At 44.9% G+C, this 17,415-nt stretch carries 17 protein-coding genes; 4 read left to right on the forward strand and 13 right to left on the reverse strand.

All coding sequences use genetic code 11. The features are described from left to right. The 3 genes from ACHZBG_RS07375 to ACHZBG_RS07385 are packed head-to-tail and all read right to left on the reverse strand — an operon-like array spanning nt 1 to nt 3,432. Nucleotides 1-906 (reverse strand): sugar ABC transporter permease, encoded by a 906-nt coding sequence (locus tag ACHZBG_RS07375; RefSeq protein WP_320128802.1) that lies wholly within the window; start codon nt 904-906, stop codon nt 1-3. Nucleotides 907-929: 23 nt separating this feature from the next. After that, a complete protein-coding gene (locus tag ACHZBG_RS07380; protein ID WP_320128803.1) occupies nt 930-2,267 on the reverse strand; it encodes a sugar ABC transporter substrate-binding protein in 1,338 nt (445 codons plus the stop codon). A 49-nt stretch (nt 2,268-2,316) separates the two neighbouring features. After that, entirely contained in the window at nt 2,317-3,432 is a 1,116-nt protein-coding gene (locus tag ACHZBG_RS07385; RefSeq protein WP_320128804.1) for an aminotransferase class V-fold PLP-dependent enzyme, read from the reverse strand. 123 nt (nt 3,433-3,555) lie between these two features. Here ACHZBG_RS07385 and ACHZBG_RS07390 point away from each other — a divergent pair, with 123 nt between their 5' ends. From ACHZBG_RS07390 to ACHZBG_RS07400, 3 genes are all read left to right on the forward strand, one after another. After that, nucleotides 3,556-4,302 carry a GntR family transcriptional regulator gene (locus ACHZBG_RS07390; RefSeq protein ID WP_320128805.1) on the forward strand — a complete coding sequence of 249 codons (747 nt, stop codon included), beginning with the start codon at nt 3,556-3,558 and terminating at the stop codon, nt 4,300-4,302. Nucleotides 4,303-4,306: 4 nt separating this feature from the next. Further along, nucleotides 4,307-4,768: a RidA family protein gene (locus ACHZBG_RS07395; RefSeq protein ID WP_320128806.1), complete on the forward strand. Its 462-nt coding sequence runs from the start codon at nt 4,307-4,309 to the stop codon at nt 4,766-4,768. Nucleotides 4,769-5,229: 461 nt separating this feature from the next. Continuing rightward, nucleotides 5,230-5,898 (forward strand): GntR family transcriptional regulator, encoded by a 669-nt coding sequence (locus ACHZBG_RS07400; RefSeq protein ID WP_320128807.1) that lies wholly within the window; start codon nt 5,230-5,232, stop codon nt 5,896-5,898. 105 nt (nt 5,899-6,003) lie between these two features. On the opposite strand, the gene ACHZBG_RS07405 is transcribed toward ACHZBG_RS07400, so the two are convergent. From ACHZBG_RS07405 to ACHZBG_RS07445, 9 genes are all read right to left on the reverse strand, one after another. Beyond that, a complete protein-coding gene (locus ACHZBG_RS07405; RefSeq protein ID WP_320128808.1) occupies nt 6,004-7,287 on the reverse strand; it encodes an L-serine ammonia-lyase, iron-sulfur-dependent, subunit alpha in 1,284 nt (427 codons plus the stop codon). Continuing rightward, on the reverse strand, nt 7,284-7,907 hold the full coding sequence (locus ACHZBG_RS07410) for a dihydroxyacetone kinase subunit L (RefSeq protein ID WP_320128809.1): 624 nt from the start codon (nt 7,905-7,907) through the stop codon (nt 7,284-7,286). Before ACHZBG_RS07410 ends, ACHZBG_RS07405 begins: the two co-directional genes overlap by 4 nt. Nucleotides 7,908-7,916: 9 nt before the next feature. Beyond that, on the reverse strand, nt 7,917-8,924 hold the full coding sequence (locus tag ACHZBG_RS07415; RefSeq protein WP_320128810.1) for a dihydroxyacetone kinase subunit DhaK: 1,008 nt from the start codon (nt 8,922-8,924) through the stop codon (nt 7,917-7,919). Nucleotides 8,925-8,936: 12 nt separating this feature from the next. Beyond that, a complete protein-coding gene (locus tag ACHZBG_RS07420) occupies nt 8,937-9,647 on the reverse strand; it encodes an ABC transporter ATP-binding protein (RefSeq protein ID WP_320129237.1) in 711 nt (236 codons plus the stop codon). After that, nucleotides 9,634-10,449 (reverse strand): ABC transporter ATP-binding protein, encoded by an 816-nt coding sequence (locus ACHZBG_RS07425; RefSeq protein ID WP_320128811.1) that lies wholly within the window; start codon nt 10,447-10,449, stop codon nt 9,634-9,636. The genes ACHZBG_RS07420 and ACHZBG_RS07425 overlap by 14 nt, the downstream gene beginning before the upstream one ends. Continuing rightward, complete coding sequence (locus ACHZBG_RS07430; protein WP_320128812.1) at nt 10,442-11,458, reverse strand: branched-chain amino acid ABC transporter permease; 1,017 nt, start codon at nt 11,456-11,458, stop codon at nt 10,442-10,444. The genes ACHZBG_RS07425 and ACHZBG_RS07430 overlap by 8 nt, the downstream gene beginning before the upstream one ends. Next, nucleotides 11,455-12,330 carry a branched-chain amino acid ABC transporter permease gene (locus ACHZBG_RS07435; protein WP_320128813.1) on the reverse strand — a complete coding sequence of 292 codons (876 nt, stop codon included), beginning with the start codon at nt 12,328-12,330 and terminating at the stop codon, nt 11,455-11,457. Before ACHZBG_RS07435 ends, ACHZBG_RS07430 begins: the two co-directional genes overlap by 4 nt. 73 nt (nt 12,331-12,403) lie before the next feature. Next, nucleotides 12,404-13,570 carry an ABC transporter substrate-binding protein gene (locus ACHZBG_RS07440; protein ID WP_320128814.1) on the reverse strand — a complete coding sequence of 389 codons (1,167 nt, stop codon included), beginning with the start codon at nt 13,568-13,570 and terminating at the stop codon, nt 12,404-12,406. Between the two features lie 36 nt (nt 13,571-13,606). Then, a complete protein-coding gene (locus ACHZBG_RS07445; RefSeq protein ID WP_320128815.1) occupies nt 13,607-14,095 on the reverse strand; it encodes an L-2-amino-thiazoline-4-carboxylic acid hydrolase in 489 nt (162 codons plus the stop codon). Nucleotides 14,096-14,372: 277 nt separating this feature from the next. Here ACHZBG_RS07445 and ACHZBG_RS07450 point away from each other — a divergent pair, with 277 nt between their 5' ends. Then, nucleotides 14,373-15,038 (forward strand): GntR family transcriptional regulator, encoded by a 666-nt coding sequence (locus tag ACHZBG_RS07450; protein ID WP_320128816.1) that lies wholly within the window; start codon nt 14,373-14,375, stop codon nt 15,036-15,038. 79 nt (nt 15,039-15,117) lie between these two features. On the opposite strand, the gene ACHZBG_RS07455 is transcribed toward ACHZBG_RS07450, so the two are convergent. Continuing rightward, complete coding sequence (locus tag ACHZBG_RS07455) at nt 15,118-17,403, reverse strand: TIM-barrel domain-containing protein (protein WP_320128817.1); 2,286 nt, start codon at nt 17,401-17,403, stop codon at nt 15,118-15,120. Nucleotides 17,404-17,415 lie beyond the last annotated feature (12 nt).

The raw sequence follows: 17,415 nt of genomic DNA on the forward strand, positions 1-17,415 counted from the left end.
CTAGCTTTCGATATTATTTTTGAAAATTCGATAATAACACATGGCAATCACCAACGTAATCATAGTTATGATATATCCGATTGCCGAACCTTTTCCAAAATCAAGGAATTTGAAGGACTGCGTATACAGCAACCAACCGATAACTGAAGTTGCATCACCAGGTCCCCCGCTGGTCATTACATAAATCAAATCAAATTCCCTTAAGCTGGCCATTGTTTGAAAAATCAATAAAACCAACATAGTTGACGACACCAAAGGGATGGTAATCTTGAACAACATCGTCTTTGAGGATGCGCCATCCATGACAGCGGACTCATACATCTCAGTAGGAATAGTTTGCAGAGCAGCGAAAAGAAGCAAAATTGCAAAAGGCAGGTTCTTCCAGACATTTGCAAAGACAACCCAGGCAAAGGCCGTATTGGGATCTGAAAGAAAAGATTGATAACTTGAAATCAACCCAAGCTGATATAAGACGCTATTGATTGCACCATAACTGGAGTCAAGAAGAAACTTCCACATGACACCATTGACAACAGGAGGTATAGCCCAAGGAATCAACACGATGGTCCGGAGCAGTCCATTCCCCTTGAAATTCCTCTTGAGCAAATGAGCTATCGCAAGCCCAAAGACAAGGATAAAGGAGACCGTGAGCAATACAAACAATCCTGTGACTGCAAGAGAGTGCAAGAAAGTCTGGTTCTGAAACAGCTCAATATAGTTCTGCAACCATATGAACTTTGTTCTATTGGGTTGCTTGTAGTTCAAATGTTGGAAGCTGATATACAATGAATACAGTATTGGTACCAGAATTGTCACAAACAGTATAGCCAAAGTAGGAAAATTCAACATCCATCCAAAACGTGTCTGGTCTTTTTCAATGGATAGAGTCTTTCTTTTACTCATCATACTCAGCTTCCTCCTTTATCTAATTATTTGTATTGTTGCATGAGATCATTCGCGGACTTGGCCATCTTTTGCAGGGTTGCATCGATAGTCACGTCACCCATTATGGCTTTCTGCAAATCTTCCCAAGCTTGAGTCTGCCATTCCTCGAACCAAGGAGTAAACCTGTACGGTCTAGAAACAACATAGTCATCCTGTTGTTTCATAACCTCAGTGTCGCCCCAAGAATTGATGGAAGCCTGAATATCCTTGTCATCGAACAATTCCGTCTGGACAAAACCTAGGCCAAAGTCAAGAGCCCACTTTTTCGGTACAAAGTATTCGCCATTTTTATCCTTGTATCCCAAGAATTTCACCAATTCCCACGCGGCCTGGGGATTTTTGCATGAACTGCTGATACAATACAACCTGATGTTACCAATGGAACCACTCTTTACCTTGGCACTTCCAGGAATGAGTCCCATCTTCACCTGTCCAGCTACCTGAGAACTTGCTGGATCGTTTACAGTCTTTAGGTTATAGTCTGTGCAGGTACTAAACGTTCTGGTACCAGCGGAAAGTGCACGAACTACTTCATGATCTGTTGCGACCAATGAAGCGGGATCAATCAATACGCCCATATTGTCTTTGATATCCTGAAGTACTTTCTTCAAGGTACCATCAGAGGTTGCAAACACAGGCTTATTATTGGCGTCAAATAATCTACCACCATAGGAAAAGACCATCGTTTCAATCTGTTCAACAATATTGGCACACTTTGCAAGATCAAGAATGATAGGATATTCGGAAATTCCTTTTTCCTTGATGACTTTTGCTTGAGCAAACATCTCATCCCAAGTTTGGGGAGGGGTATTGAATCCAGCCTTTTTCAAATGATCTTCGTTATAGGCAAAGACACGACGGCCAGCATAATACGGAAGACCATATAGCTTGCCATCATAGGTCATTTGGTCAATGGCACCTTGAGACAGGTTAGCCTTGATCGATGCAGTATCGGCAAATCCATCGACAGGGATGATCCATCCTGCAGAAGCCCATTCAGCAAGGTAGGAATCACGAACATAGATTACATCATACCCTGCACCACCAATAAAACTGGTAACCATTTTATCGTGGAACTGATTGCTGGGAAAGCTGTAAAACGAATCAGCCGAAATACCAGTCTGTTCAGTAAATACTTTCAAGTTTGCATCAACAGTATCTACTTCATAGCTCCATCCGGCTAATTTTAAAGGAGCAATCGGTTTCTGAGTTGCCGAAGTTCCTTTTCCGGAAGCCTTTTCATCAGTGCCATTTGCAAAGCAGACAAATGTTGTGCTTAACAAAATTAGCAACAGAACAAACCCCTTTTTCACTTTTTTCATAAGTGACCCTCCAATTATTGAAATCCTTTTGTCTTACAACAAAAAACCATCACTCTATATTCTGCATGATCTCATCGATTCGTTTGATGATGATAGGAACCTGTTCTTCCATAAGACATTGGGGATTGATGGCAACATTGCCTTGTTCAATTCCGACTCGAATAGCAGGATTTCCTTCAAGTAACATGTCCCTTAATTGTTCAGCAGAAAATGTCAAAGATGAAAGATATGCCCGAGGAATAACCTTTGGTTCGACACCTGGTTCAGTAGGATTGCCTTTCCAAGCCTTCAGCTTGGATGAATCAAGAGCAACTACCATTTGATCAACCCAGGCATTCCAATCAGAAGAAATCTTTTTATAGTCCCGTTTGACAAATTGCTCGACAGCCACAACCAATCCAGCAATCGATTCCTTGTCGACCTTCATGGGACGTCCCACACTATGGTGGGGACAACAATTGGCTGAACAAGCCTTGATAAAATCAGGATCGGTGCCAAGAATCAATCCAGAGGACTGGGGCCCCCTGATTTCCTTTCCCCCACTGAACACAACACAATCGGCTCCCAGATTCAGATATTTTCGAATGTTTTCTGCTGGAGGAATATCTGCAGCACAATCAACAAGAATAGGTATGTTATGAGCCTTACACACTTTTACTATCTCCGAAAACGGAATGGATCCCCGCATATCACGGGATTCAGAAACAAAAAAGAACAATGCTGTCTTGGGATTGATGGCTTTTTCGATCATTTCCACACAAGCAGAAGCCGTAACTCCAACCTCAACAATCTTCATCCCTGATTCTAGCAAAGCTTGATCATAAGAATTGCGATGGCATTTCAACATGATAGCCTCGTTCTTCATGCCCTCCGTATCGGGTAATTGCAAGATATTGGCAGGATTCATGCCAGTCATGGAGGCAGCCGCACAGATAGCAATTCCGGCAGCCGCACCACTTGTAACACAGGCTGCAGGAACTTGAAGCAAGTCAGCTATTTTTCTTCCTGCCTTTTCATGAAAATCAGCTAGATCGATAAAATATCGTGAAGCCGCAACCATCGCTTCGACAGTTTTCTTTTCCATGACAGAACCACCAAGCATCGTCAAGGTTCCCCATCCGTTGATTACTTTTCTTACTTCGAGTGAGTCATACACGTCAGCCATAGATTTTTCTCCCTTTGACTTTTAAAGTTTACATCGTTTCAAGAAATATGCAAGAAATTTTAAATTTAAAATTTAAAAGTTTTTTGATTTACAAACACCTATTTTGTTGGTATTCTAGTTCATATGGATACAAACAAACCCAAAGAAGCTACTTTCAGGTTGCAAGATAATCCCAAGATTATTGAAGTACCAATAGACAACCAACAACGAAAGGCAGATTATCTTTATGCCTATCTTCGCAATCAAATAATTCAACAAACGTGGTCGCCCGGTGATAGAATCAACGATAAGGAAATATCAGAGACAACAAAGATATCCAGACTTTCGGTAAGGGAAGCTCTTGGTCGACTGATTACCGATGATATTGTCGAACAAAAACAATGGAAGGGGTATTTTCTCAGAAAATTCTCTCCAAAGGAAGTAAGGGATCTTACTTCGGTTCGCATTGCCTTGGAGCAACTTGCCCTCGATAACATCTGCAAGTTGACCGATATGCAACTTGCAGATTATTGCGCTCTCATGAACAGTACCATCAATTTTTCTGAAGCAGCATTAGACAATCAAGAAAATTCCAAATACATGGTTACAGATTTTCATTTTCATGAAATTCTTTATGAGGCTTCGGGAAATCCCATGATTGCACAATTTATCAACAATATTATGCTGAAAATCAATATCATGCGAAATATTTCCATGGGGAAAAAAGAATCTGATTTCATACAGGCGGGCAAAAAGTCAATCTATGATCATAGAAGAATTACCGAAGCCCTTGCCAATAGGAATAAGACAGAGGCATGTGATTTGTTATATGTTCATTTAGCCAACACCTTCGTTGACAATATTTTGAAAGACATTGAAAAAAAGGATTAGTATTATGAATATCATTGAAGAAAAACTTAAAGGCATGGGAATGAGCCTTCCCTCTATTCCACCTGCAGCAGGAAACTTCATACCATCGATACGCTCAAATAATTTAGTTTTTTGTTCAGGACAAGGTCCTTATATCAATGGAAAGAATCTCTATCTTGGCAAAGTAGGAGAAAACGTAACTGAAGAACAAGCTTATGAGGCTGCCAAGATTGCCTGTTTGAATTGTCTTGCCGAAGTAAAGCAAACAATTGGAGACCTAGACAAAATTACCCAGATCATTTCTGTCAGAGGTTTCGTAAATGGAGCAAGCACATTTACTGAGCACCCCAAAGTAATCAATGGTGTATCGGATTTACTCGTTGCACTTTTTGGAGAAAAAGGTAAACATGTCAGATGTGCCATAGGAACCAGTCTACCTGGCAATATCCCTGTTGAAGTTGAAATGATTGTTGAAGTCGAGGCATAGCAATGCATTATGGTCATGCTGAGATTTTATTGAGTATTTTTTCCCCTCTCCAGCCATAGGTACGTTGAAATGCCATGGAATCCAGGCCCTGGCAGGCACATGTTATGCATCACCAAGAAAAAGGGATAGGGAGAATCAAGGCAGTTGCATAGACACTCACGCAAGACCACCCAGTCAAAAACTTATACATTTTACATAGTTTATGACTTCAATGTTAATAACTTCTCTAACCATCAGGGTAGCAATTATACCTAGACCTTCTCAAGTCTGGAGCAAATCCGTGCCATTTACTACGCCAAAAAAGACTAGATCCTAGAAAAAAACCTGAAAAACCGGGTAAACCGGTGAAAAAACCCTTCCCTTCCTGCAATCTGAATTTTCTTCCCTTGCTAAGGCCCCATAATACCTTTATCATCAGAGAAACACACAATGAAATTCTCATGAGATGGAGTTTGGGTATAATGGCTGAAACAAAAAATAAATACGGCGCCGACCGGCTTAACAAGCAGTATCATAAAATTATCCTCGACCGTATCATCCACTGCACCTACAAGAGCAACGATATAATAACCATACATTCCCTCATCACTGAATTCAACGTCAGCAAGACACCTATCAGGGAAGCCCTGCTGGAACTCTGCGAGGAAGGACTGCTCAAAAGCATTCCGAAATTTGGCTATGAGGTTGTCCCCTTCCAGGAGAGCCAAGTCCTGCAGGTGTTCAACTTCCGTTACTTGATCGAAACCAGTGCCATGGATGTCAATTGGGATATGCTTACAAAAAAGAAGAACATAGATACGCTCAATGCACTCATAGATGCCAGTGAATCACTTCGAGAGGAAGCAAATCCCCTGGAAAGATGGGAACATACAGCAAAGTTTCATCTTACCTTGGCAACCTTCTACCAAAATGAATACCTATCAAACCAACTGCAAAAGGTAATCCGATTTCTCGGCATTGCCTATGCCCGTTCTTCCTGGTCCCCCCTCAATCCGATCAACCACCATCTAGGTGAGGAATGCCATAGGGATATTGTCCGGGGCATAGAAGAAAATAACAAGGGAAAGGCCCTGGAAGCGCTGAAGTCAGACATGAGAAACTATGGAAAGATCTCTTTTGGCAAGCCCTGAAAAATACATATGACCGATAGAGAAATACAAACATGAAACAGCCCAGAGTGTGAAACCTGGGCTGCATGCTATCCTTACAAGAACAAGGAGAATTTCCCTATCTACTTATTTTTCCAGCATGATGTTCAAGATTTCCTCATCAGTTCCCTTCATGCCAATCTTGCCCATCCTTGTAAAACTCTTGATCGTCTGATCACCATTTTTCTTGACCAGGCCATCCCCATCTTGGAAGCACTTATTTTCCTTCATTCCCATTTCAAAGGCAAAGATTCCCGATTTCACGGCAGTGGCAATCTTCGAGGCACAAGAAGGCTTTGCCCCATCGCATACCACGCCCCCGATATCGGCAAGACAGTTGGTAATGACATTTGAGATTTCTCTCTCCCGTCCCCCATGGAGAAAGGCAATGCCGCAACCAGCGGCTGCACCTGCGCACACGGCCCCGCAAAAGGCACTCAAGCTTCCCAACTGACTCTTCTCCTGCATTGAAATCAGATTGCTCAAGGCCAGGGATCGCAACAACAACTCATGGGATACTTGCAGGCTCTGGGCATATTCAATGACAGGCAACGAAACAGTCATCCCCTGGTTTCCGCTTCCGCTATTGATGACAACAGGAAGAGAACAACCTCCCATACGGGCATCAGAGCCAGCGGCTGCAGCAGCACAAGCTCGATTTCGGACATCATTCTTGTCATAGTACTTCAACAAGGAATGCCCCACCCCGATGCCCCAGGCTCCCGTCAGACCCTCTTTCGAAATTGCGGAGTTATAGGCAATCTCGCGTTCAAGGACCTCCTGGATTTCTAAAAGGTCCACAGTCTCGGCAAAGGTAACGATATCGGCAATATTCAAAAACCGGGAATAGGCATCGATGAGATTTCCTGCCTCTTCATATTCCTTGGAGAAAAGAATTTCATCATTCTTCTCTATCAAGGTGATATTCGTATGATGACCGGTAATCTCCACGGCAGCAGAATCTGTTGCAGTCCTGACAAATACCCGGATAAACAAGTTATCCTCATTTGCTGACAGCAAGCACGTGCAGTACCCTTGTAGAAGTAGCTTTCTGGTTGTCTCTACATCCTCCTCGGTGATTTTGGCAAGTACTTCCAAGCCCTTGGAACCATCGCCCCCGACGACTCCCAGGATCGCGGCTACATCAATGCCCCGCAATCCCCCGGAATTGGGAACAACCACCCCTTGCACATTCTTGACGATATTGCCACTGCAAGCGACACTCATTTTCTCGGGAAAGGAACCAAGAACTTCCCGGGCCTTCGCCGCCGCATAGGCAATGGCGATAGGTTCGGTGCAACCCAAGGCTGGTTGCAGTTCAGTATTCAATAACAGCACATACGCTTCATACGTCTCTTTATTCATGTTCATACTCTTTGCACGCAGTCAGCCAAGGATTTGAAAATCAAGCTTCCTACGACAGAACCTCCATCAATGATGCCAATACTCTTATCGCCATAATAGGCAGCCCTACCATGGACAGATCTCATGTTCCGGGTACTCTCGGAACCTTCCAAGGCCGCTTCGGCTGCCTTTGCAAAGGCAATGGAGGGTCCCTCTTGTACAGAAGCCTTCAAGGCGTCGATACCGGGAATCAAGGAATCCAATATCGTTTTTTCCCCAGCCTTGCTTCCTGCCTTCTTTTGGATGTTCTCTATACCCGCATAGAAGGCATCGACCAAATCGGCAAGACTTGCTTCACTCTTGCCCTTCAACTTCTTTGCCATACCCATCATCCCGAACGAGGTGATGGTTCCCAAGGAGGAAGGGGCCGCCTCATTGAAATTCATGGCCATATTCATGAAAACCAAGCCCAAGTCTGTTTCCGTGTTCAAAAGCAAAAGCTCAAGCACGCTTCTATAGCCTTCGCTCATCGAAATGCCAAGGTCTCCATCCCCATTTTGTTGATCGAGTTCGATCAAATGGTCTTTCTCCCTTGTCATTGTTTCACTGATATATTTCATTGCCTCGCAAACATCTGATACGGTCATTGAGCACTCCTATTTATTTTCGGATGTATAGAACGGAGAGGAAGCAGGCATGCGTAGCAAACCTTTCAATTGTGCATCCAATTTCAAAATGGTCACTGAAAGCCCTGCCATCTCCATGGACGTGGCAAACTCACCGATATGGGGCATATAGACAGCAATGCCCTGCTTTTTGAGCCTTGAAGCTACCCGACTGTACACCAGGATTTGTTCTTCCAGGGGCGTAGCGCCCAATCCATTGACCATTACCGATACCTCATCCCCCTTTTCGAGAATCAGGTCAGCTACTATCCGGTCAAAGAGATAATCGGCAATTTCATTGGCACTCATCATCTTGCAGACTTCAATGCCCCGTTCGCCATGAATTCCCATACCCAATTCCAATTCGTCATCCTCGATCGTGAACGTAGGCTTTCCGACTTCCGGCACGATGCAAGGAGAAAGGGCCACACCCATGGTTCGAATATTGGCAATGGCCTTGGTAGTCACCTCGGCAACCTGATTGAGTGTCATCATTTGCTCGGCGGCGGCCCCTGCTATCTTGAAGGCATAGACCATACCGGCAACTCCGCGACGTTTGCTTGCCGTCTCCTTGGGACTTGAGGCAACGTCATCGGTGACCAGAACGCTCATAGTCTCGATGTCATCCATCTCCACTACTTCGCAGGCCATCGCAAAGTTCATTTTATCCCCGCCATAATTGCCATACAGACACAACACTCCGTTTCCATCATCACAGGCCTTGATCATGGCAGCCATTTTTTTGGCAGAAGGAGAGGCAAAGACATTCCCTACCGCACAACCATCAAGCAACCCGGAACCGACATACCCGAGAAAGACGGGAAGATGCCCGCTTCCCCCGGCAGTCACAATACCGACTTTTCCTCTCTTTTTGGGATAGGAAGAGACCAAAATCCGGGTATCACCATCAAGAAGGTGAACCCTATCACCGTAAGCCGTTTCAATTCCAACCATGACTTCATCTACGAAGTCCTTGGGATCATTCATGATTTTTTTCATCGTTTTTCTCCCTCAACCGCCCAGATAGGCTTTGATTATCGCAGGATTGTCCAGTAATTCCTTTCCGCTTCCTTCCAAGGTGATATCACCGGTTTCGAGGACATAGCCCCGGTCGGCAATCGACAAAGCCATGGAGGCATTCTGCTCGATCAAAAGAATCGTCTTGCCATTTTTCCGGATTCGCACCAAGAGCTCAAAAATCTCCTCGACAATAATGGGAGCCAGACCCAAGGAAGGTTCATCCAACATGATAAGATCGGGATCCATCATCAAGCCTCTTGCGATTGCAAGCATCTGCTGCTCTCCCCCGGACAAAGAACCTCCACTCTGGGAGAGACGTTCCTTCAGCCTCGGAAACATCTGATAATTCATTTCGAGCAATTCCTGGAATTTTTCCTTGGTTTGCCCTGGTTGCCCCATGCTTCCCGATACGAGATTTTCATAGACGGACATGTCAGGGAATATCTTTCGTCCTTCGGGGACGTGGGCCAAACCCATCTTGACTATTTTCTCTGGCGAGAACCTGGAAACCTCCCGGTCCTTGAAAAACACCTTGCCCCCTGTCTTGGGAATGAGGTTCGAGATTCCCATCAAGGTACTGGTCTTCCCTGCCCCATTACCCCCGATGAGCGTTACCAGTTCTCCTTCGTTGACAACTAAATTTACATTTCTCAGGGCAGAAATATAGCCATAATTTATACTCAGGTTTTCAATCTTCAGCAGTGACATGGATTGCCTCCCCGGCTACAAGCCCTTTTCCAAAATATGCTTCGCACACTTTTTGGTTCCTCTTGACCTCATTGGGTGTACCCTCACAAATTTTCTGTCCAAAATTCAGTACCATGATTCTATTGCAGGTATTCATGACGAACTTCATGTCATGTTCAATGACCCCAACCGTATATCCCAACGAATTGATTTTCAGTATATAAGTTGAGAGTTCCTTGGTTTCATTTGGATTCATGCCCGCCGCCGGTTCATCCAGCAATAAAATCTTGGGATTGATGGCAAGAGCCCTGGCTATCTCAACTTTGCGCTGTACCCCATACGGAAGATTCCCTGCCTTGGTTTCGGTATATCTGCCAAGCCCAACCAGATCGAGTATCTCCTTGCCTTTCTGGATGGCATGCTCCTCATCATCCTTAAAACGTTTGGTATGCAATACGGTATCGATGAAATTGGATTTCAAGTTAAGGTGGAACCCGATCTTGATATTGTCCAGCACGCTCATATACTTGAAAAGCTTGATGTTCTGGAAAGTACGGGCCATACCTTTCTTCGCAATCTGCTCGGGTTTCAGATTCGTGATATCCTCACCACAGAGAAATACTTTTCCCTTGGTTGGATTGTTGAAACCCGTGCAGGCATTGAAAAGCGTCGTCTTGCCGGCCCCATTCGGACCAATGATCCCGAAAATATCCCCGGGAAGGATTTCCAAGCCCACATCCTCGACAGCATGGAGCCCACCGAAGTACATACAAATATGTTCTGTACTCAAGATCGGTTTAGTATTTGTTTCAACCATTCTGTTTCCCCTGATTCAGCTTTTTTTTCTTCATGACATTCCCGGCAAGTTTGCTGTCAGAAGCTCCGGCAAGTCCCTGGGGACGGTACCACATCATGATGATGATCAATAAGGCAAAGGCCACCAACCGCCATTGTCCGATCGGACGAAGGACTTCCGTGAGGAAGTTGACAATTATCGAGCCGATTATTGGACCGATGAAAGTCCCCTGGCCACCAAGGATCACCATGGACAGGATGTTCCACCCTTCATCCAAGGTAAAATACGTGGAATCGATAAACCGCACATACGGGGCGTAAACCGCTCCTATAGCACCAATCCAGAAAGCACCATAGATGAAGTTGGTGGCCTTATAGAACGAGGCATTGACCCCCAGGCTCTTTGCCGCCAATTCATCTTCCCTGATAGACATCCAGGCCCTGCCAATCTTACTTTTTATAACCCTGTTGGATATGAGGACAAAGATGATTGCCATACCCAAAAAAAGGTAATAGTAGGAGTGGGAATTCCTGAAGGTAATGCCAAAGAGCGTAGGAACCGGAATGTTCTTGATTCCCAAGGCCCCACCTGTCAGGGCAGTTGCATTCAAGGCAAACAACCTGGCGATTTCAGAAAAGCCCAAGGTAACGATGGCAAGATAGATTCCACTCATCTTCAAGGTAGGCCAGGCAACAAGCAATCCAATGGCAGCAGTCACCAGCCCGGCAAGAGGAACACAAAGCCAGAAACTCATCCCAACCCTGGTAGCCAGGATAGCTTCGGTATAGGCTCCAAAGCAAAAGAAGCCCGCAACGCCCAGACAGGTCTGTCCACTATATCCATTGATGATGTTCAAGGCACCGGCCAAGGTTGCATACATCAAGATCCTGCACATGACACCCATGACGTAGCTTTTATCACTGAGAACTGGCAATAAGGCCAAAAAGAATAACAAAAGCAAGAGGTACAGGACCTTGTGTTTCTCGAAAGCTATCTTTGCTCGTTTCAGTGTATCTGAAAACCTGTTCATACCTTGGCCCCCCTCTTTTTTACAAACCCGGTAGGCTTAAAAATCAAGACAAGAATGAGGAAACCAAAGGCAAACATATCGCGATAACTGGCAGAGGTAGCCGTTATCCCCAGGTTTTCCACGATTCCGATACACAAGCCACCCAAGGCGGAAAACCGTACGTCGGTCAAACCACCGAGCACCGAGGCCGAAAAGGCCTTCATACCCAAAGCCCCTCCCATCGTCGCCTGGACTACCTGGTAATAGATGCAGATCAGCAAACCGGCAATGCCACCTAAGCCACAACCTACGCAATTGCCGAGCATCGCGATTCTCTTGACATTTATACCTACCATATAGGCAGCAGTCTTATCCTGACTGACAGCCCTCAATTTGACTCCAAACCGTGTATGATAGAAAACATAGTTCAAGGCCAAGGCAAGGCAGACAACAAGGGAAATGATGAGAATCTGCAAGGAACTGATCTGAACCGACCCAAAATGGTAGAATTTGATATCCACTATGTTCAACATGGGAATCTGGTTCGGCCCAAAGAAGATTTGGGCAAGATTTTTCACCAACATCGAGAATCCAATGGTACATAACAAGGAAATATGACGTGGTGAATTAAAAAACCGTTCATAACAAACCTTATACACGAATATCCCCATTACCCAAGAGGCAAGAAAAGCAACAGAGAATCCCAATAGTAAATTGGTGCCGCAATATTGAAAAACATAGTATGCAGCGAAGGCTCCCATGATCATCACTTCACCATGAGTGAAGGTAACCATTCCAACGACACCGACAACAACAGAATAACCAATGGCCATCAAGGCATATATTGCGCCCTGGCATAAACCATTGATCAGTTGATTGAGGAAATATTCCATCTAGACACCCCTTCGACAGAAGTTCGATATGATTCGGCGCCGATAGTTGCTATCGACGCCGAGGTTATCCATCTTATTCTGCTGAGTAATCAAACCCTTTCTTTACTACATATTGCCCGTTTTCGACGGCACAAATCAGATAGGAACGGGTGATATCCCCATCCTTATTGAATTTGATAGGTCCGGTAATGCCCATATATTCATTACTTGCAAGATTATCCCGAATTCCCTGACGGGTTACGGTATCGCCACAAGAGGCAATTGCATTGGCAATCAAATAGACACAATCATAGGCACAGGCAGGGTGTACGCTCGGATTGAACTTGGCCTTCTCATTGAACTCGTTTTTCCAAGCCATGAGATCCGGAACCTGGGGATCAAAGAAGAACGGAGTGGAAAGAACCAGACCTTCGGAATTAGCACCGGTCAAGCCGATCAATTGTTCTGAAGTTCCTGGTCCGAGGGTGGTCAAGGGAACATCCCAGCCCATGGCCCTGACTTGGTTGATGACCTGGGCAACAGCTCCCTGGTCCATGATAATGAGGGCTTCGGGATTCGCGGCCTTGAGTTTGGTTATCAAGGAAGAGAAGTCCTTTTCATCCTGGACATAATTGACGGAGGCAACGATATCAATACCATTTGCAATGGCAGCTGCCTTAAAATTCTCTGCCGCCGAAACGCCCCAGTCACTATTGATATAGATCATTCCAAGCTTCTTTACACCCAAATATTTACTGATAATATACTTGGCAAAGAAAGGAGCCTCTCCATCCTGGCGTCCCATGATACTGAAACAATAATCACTCATCCCCGCATACTTCGGATTGGAAGCGGTCGGAGACAACTGAACAATCTTGGCATCATCAACAATGGGTGCATTGGCCATGCTGCAGCCACTGGTAAAGTCGCCAATGATGGCCATGATGGTAGAATCATCACAGAATTGTCTGGTCAAATCGGAACTCTCTTTGGGATCGCCCTTGGAATCCTTGGGAATGAGAACCAATTTGTACCCGTTCGCCCCACCGGCTGCATTGATTCTATCAGCAGCCATTTGGGTACCGATCTTGAAACCGACCCCATATTCGGCATTGGTCCCTGTCAGGGGGCCCAATACACCAAGTTTGATAATGCCTTTGAAGCCTTCTGCCTTCGCCGCTTCTTCTTCCTTGTTTCCATTTGCAAACAAAGCCATCGAAAACACCAAGAGAACACACAGTACGGTAGCTAGCTTTTTCATATTGTCTCCTATGAATGTATCGTTTGAAATTCCCTTTTATTTGTGGAAATTCAATTCACAAGTCTTGCACCCTTTTGCCAAGGTGTCCGAAAGATCAAGAGTCAATCCCATTGCCTTTGCAATTCCCCTGTCACCATCCATGGCGATATCACAAAGCAAGGCACAGGTTTCATCATCCATTCCCAGTTTTTTCCAGGCAGAAAGCAAGGCACAGTAATTGAAGGATATCTTTACGTTTTCCTCAGTGGCCTTGATTGGATCCATATGGAAAGTGTCGATTCCGCAAGGATTGAGGAAGGACTTCTCGAATTCGCGGGCATCTTCAGGATTGGCACATCTTTGTCGAACCTGTGCTCCATGGAAAAGACCACAGCGATAGACAGCCTTGCGCATGATGGGTTCTGGATTAATCCCTGCATTCTTCATTTCGTCAAAAAACAATGCCATCCAGGTTGCCCTATGCTCAATCTGTGCCCGATTAACTGAGGCAACTTCATTCACCTCGTTTTCAATGTTCTCAATCATGATTTACTCCTTCATATCACCTATCCCGAAAAGCAATATCCCCTATTGATTTCCTAAGATATTAGTGATACTTTACTAATACGTTTCTGATAGATTATCATAGATTTTTAAAAATACAAGGTTTTATTATTCTTTTGTTTTGATATAATTTTGTATTATTTGATATGAAAAATTTTTCTATGCTATTATTCTTCTACCGTAAGCATAAAATTATCTGCTACAATGGAAGTGAAAACATATCTACCAGTTTGGCACCAAATGAAGAGGGTTGAATAAATTGAATGTAGTCAAAAGCAAATACACTGTCTCAATTAAGAAGAAACATTTCTATGATGTAATCCTGTCAAGAATCATCCAGTGCAATTATAACTCGGGGGATATAATCACCGAGAAATCGCTTGTGGATGAATTTGAGGTAAGCAAATCCCCTATCAGGGAAGCCTTGATTGAGTTATGCAATGAAGGATTTCTGAAAAGCATTCCCCGATTCGGCTATGAAGTCGTCTCTTTCAGCAAGGATAACATTGTCCAGCTTACTGAATACAGGACCATCGTGGAATGTGGATATCTCGAGACACATTGGGATAGCATTACAGTGCAAAATATCAACAAGCTCAAGGAGATTCTGCAAACCTATTATGACGAACCACACAAACAGGCAGCTCTTGAACATTGGGAACATAACACCGAGTTCCATCTGACCTTGATCTCTTTCTTCAGCAATGAATTTGTATATAAGCAGTTGAAAAGTGCCATGCAATATCTCGGGGTAGCCTATGCTCAGGCCTATTGGATCAATCTCCATAGAGAGGACATCATCACTGAATGCGAATGCCACAAGCGATTCATCCGTTTGCTGGAAGCCAACAAGAAAATAGAAGCGGTGGAGTGCTTGCGTCAGGATATCGGGAATTTCTCGACAATCGAAGAACAGAAGAACTGAGAAAAATCCCTGTTCTGGCTATATACGAAAAAGGAGAAAGGCTCGATGCCCTTCTCCTTTTTTATGGTACATTCCAGCATCAGATCCCCAAGGCAATCGACTTTCCCAAAATCGACGCTGAAAATCCCCTATAGGTATCGTCGAACCGGATTTCCTGGATTTTTGAAAGATCCATCTCCTTTGTACATTGGACAATTTGCGGATACACGGGAATCACGGAATCTTTTTTGACATACACAGGAAGCAATTCCAGGGGACTGGCAACATTTTTCAACCAAAGCCCCCCCGTAATGCTCTCTCCACTCCAGAAATCAACCCAGAGTCCAGAGGGAAGATACACATCTCGAATACCCGTACCATTCATGACAGGCGCTACAAGCAAAGAATCGCCACAGTAAAATTCATCATCGATCGACCAGCACGTGGCATCATCGAAATGATCGAACAACAAGGCCCGCACCAAGGGAAAGCCTGTCTGTATGGCCTTGTTTCCTTGCTCTGCAAGATAAGGGATCAGGGCATAGCGAAGATTCAACCATTTGCGGGCAATATCTGATACCGCAGGATACTCATAGGGTTCCCTGGGCGTCGTTCCATGGTACCGAAGATGCGAGGAAAACACACCCATCTGTGTCCATCGGATATAGAGATCATCAGAGGGCCTGCTGTTCATGAAACTCGGAATCCCCTGGAACCCCGGGACATCATGGCTCCAAAAAGCGAACCCAGAGATTCCCAGATGCAACCCACCACGAAGGGATCCTGCCATGCCGTCCCAGGAACAGGCACAGTCGCCACCCCAATGAATTGGATACCGCTGGCACCCAATCCACCCGGCACGGGCCCAGATCATGGCCTGGCTCGGCCCCTTCACCTGCCTGCTGATTTCATGTGCCGCCTTCTGGTAGAGAAGTGCATATACATTATGCAACTTCCGGTACGACATTCCAAGATAAGCAGCATTCTCCTCGATTACCTCACCAAAATCCGTCTTTATTACGGCAACACCCATGTCCAGGAGTTTCTTCAATAACCCCTGGTACCAGAGCACAGCCTCAGGATTGGAAAAATCAATGTTCCCGTCAAATTCTACTGCACTGAAGTTGGAACCCAAGGCAACATGCTCGCTTTTTGGTGCGACATAGCGATTTTCATTGGCAATGCCATAATACATCGTATCCTTGGCGATACAAGGCAGTTGCCAGAGACTGATCTTGATGCCCTGGTCCTCCATCTCCTTGAGATAGGTTTCCGGCTCGGGAAATTTTTCCGGATTGAATTCCCACTCGCATTTCCAATCTTTTTTGAACCAGCCCGTGTCTATATGGATTACGTCGCAAGGGAACTTTCCTTCCCTCATTTTCTTTACGACATTTCGCGTCTCTTCAGCAGAAAAATAACTCATGCGACTCATCCAGGTCCCATAGGACCAGAACGGGACATTCGCAGGAAACCCCGTAATTCTCCGATAATTCCAAAGAATCCGTTCAGCATTGCCGCCACCTATAAAAAACAGATCCAGAACATCATCCTCCACCAAGGCTTGCGCTGCCCTAGTTGAGATATCAGCCAAGGAAAGACGAACATGGGCTGAAGTCATGATAAGCAGGCCATAGCCCTTGCTGGAAATATAGAACGGCACATTCTTGTACGAACGACGGCTATTTACACCAAGACCATCGGTATTTTCCAATACATAGGTCTTTCCGGCCAGGTCCATTTTGCTAAAACGCTCACCCGTACCGGCAAATTTCTCGTTCTGTTCCGCATGAAGGGAATACAGACACCGATGGACCTTTTCATCCCGTTTGACATATCCCAAGCTAAAGGATTCAGATTGTGCCGGAAAAAAATCATCATACGCCATAAAGGGAACAGCTACTTTATCATCAGGAAAAACAACCGCATCAAAAGTTTCGGGAGGTTCTGGCTGCAAGGTACTCCAGATTTCCCTGGGAAAATCCTTTGTATGTATCCGCATTTTAACCTTCCCGTTCCCATCCTTGAGATCCCAGCCTTCGTCTGTTTTCTCAGGGCATATTTTTCCTTGCACAAGGGTCGGATCCCAAGAAAACATAGGATTATCCTCATCCTTGGGAATAGATCCTCCAAAAGCTGTCGTACAGCGAAGGATGGAATCTCCATAGCAACGCACGATCATATCCGATACTTCCAATCTTGCAGGTTGGGCAGGATAAAGAAACATGTTCTTCATTTCCTGCTTATGGAAGGGAACACTCACGACTGTTGCTCCTGCTTCCTCTCTGACTGATTGGGGTTTCCCGGCCCGAAAGATGGAATCTTTTTGGGCATCGGGGGAATCCTGGTCCAACATATCAAAAATAAAACGATTTTTTTGTTTCATAAATTCTCATGA

Source organism: uncultured Sphaerochaeta sp., assembly GCF_963676625.2.
Classification (GTDB): domain Bacteria; phylum Spirochaetota; class Spirochaetia; order Sphaerochaetales; family Sphaerochaetaceae; genus Sphaerochaeta.

Coding starts and splice junctions, on each gene's coding strand:
- ACHZBG_RS07455 (WP_320128817.1), bottom strand. CDS start 17,403: ATGAAACAAAAAAATCGTTTTATTTTTGATATGTTGGACCAGGATTCC.
- ACHZBG_RS07445 (WP_320128815.1), bottom strand. CDS start 14,095: ATGATTGAGAACATTGAAAACGAGGTGAATGAAGTTGCCTCAGTTAAT.
- ACHZBG_RS07390 (WP_320128805.1), top strand. CDS start 3,556: ATGGATACAAACAAACCCAAAGAAGCTACTTTCAGGTTGCAAGATAAT.
- ACHZBG_RS07410 (WP_320128809.1), bottom strand. CDS start 7,907: ATGACCGTATCAGATGTTTGCGAGGCAATGAAATATATCAGTGAAACA.
- ACHZBG_RS07425 (WP_320128811.1), bottom strand. CDS start 10,449: ATGGTTGAAACAAATACTAAACCGATCTTGAGTACAGAACATATTTGT.
- ACHZBG_RS07400 (WP_320128807.1), top strand. CDS start 5,230: ATGGCTGAAACAAAAAATAAATACGGCGCCGACCGGCTTAACAAGCAG.
- ACHZBG_RS07415 (WP_320128810.1), bottom strand. CDS start 8,924: ATGAAAAAAATCATGAATGATCCCAAGGACTTCGTAGATGAAGTCATG.
- ACHZBG_RS07395 (WP_320128806.1), top strand. CDS start 4,307: ATGAATATCATTGAAGAAAAACTTAAAGGCATGGGAATGAGCCTTCCC.
- ACHZBG_RS07435 (WP_320128813.1), bottom strand. CDS start 12,330: ATGGAATATTTCCTCAATCAACTGATCAATGGTTTATGCCAGGGCGCA.
- ACHZBG_RS07440 (WP_320128814.1), bottom strand. CDS start 13,570: ATGAAAAAGCTAGCTACCGTACTGTGTGTTCTCTTGGTGTTTTCGATG.
- ACHZBG_RS07385 (WP_320128804.1), bottom strand. CDS start 3,432: ATGGCTGACGTGTATGACTCACTCGAAGTAAGAAAAGTAATCAACGGA.
- ACHZBG_RS07430 (WP_320128812.1), bottom strand. CDS start 11,458: ATGAACAGGTTTTCAGATACACTGAAACGAGCAAAGATAGCTTTCGAG.
- ACHZBG_RS07380 (WP_320128803.1), bottom strand. CDS start 2,267: ATGAAAAAAGTGAAAAAGGGGTTTGTTCTGTTGCTAATTTTGTTAAGC.
- ACHZBG_RS07405 (WP_320128808.1), bottom strand. CDS start 7,287: ATGAACATGAATAAAGAGACGTATGAAGCGTATGTGCTGTTATTGAAT.
- ACHZBG_RS07375 (WP_320128802.1), bottom strand. CDS start 906: ATGATGAGTAAAAGAAAGACTCTATCCATTGAAAAAGACCAGACACGT.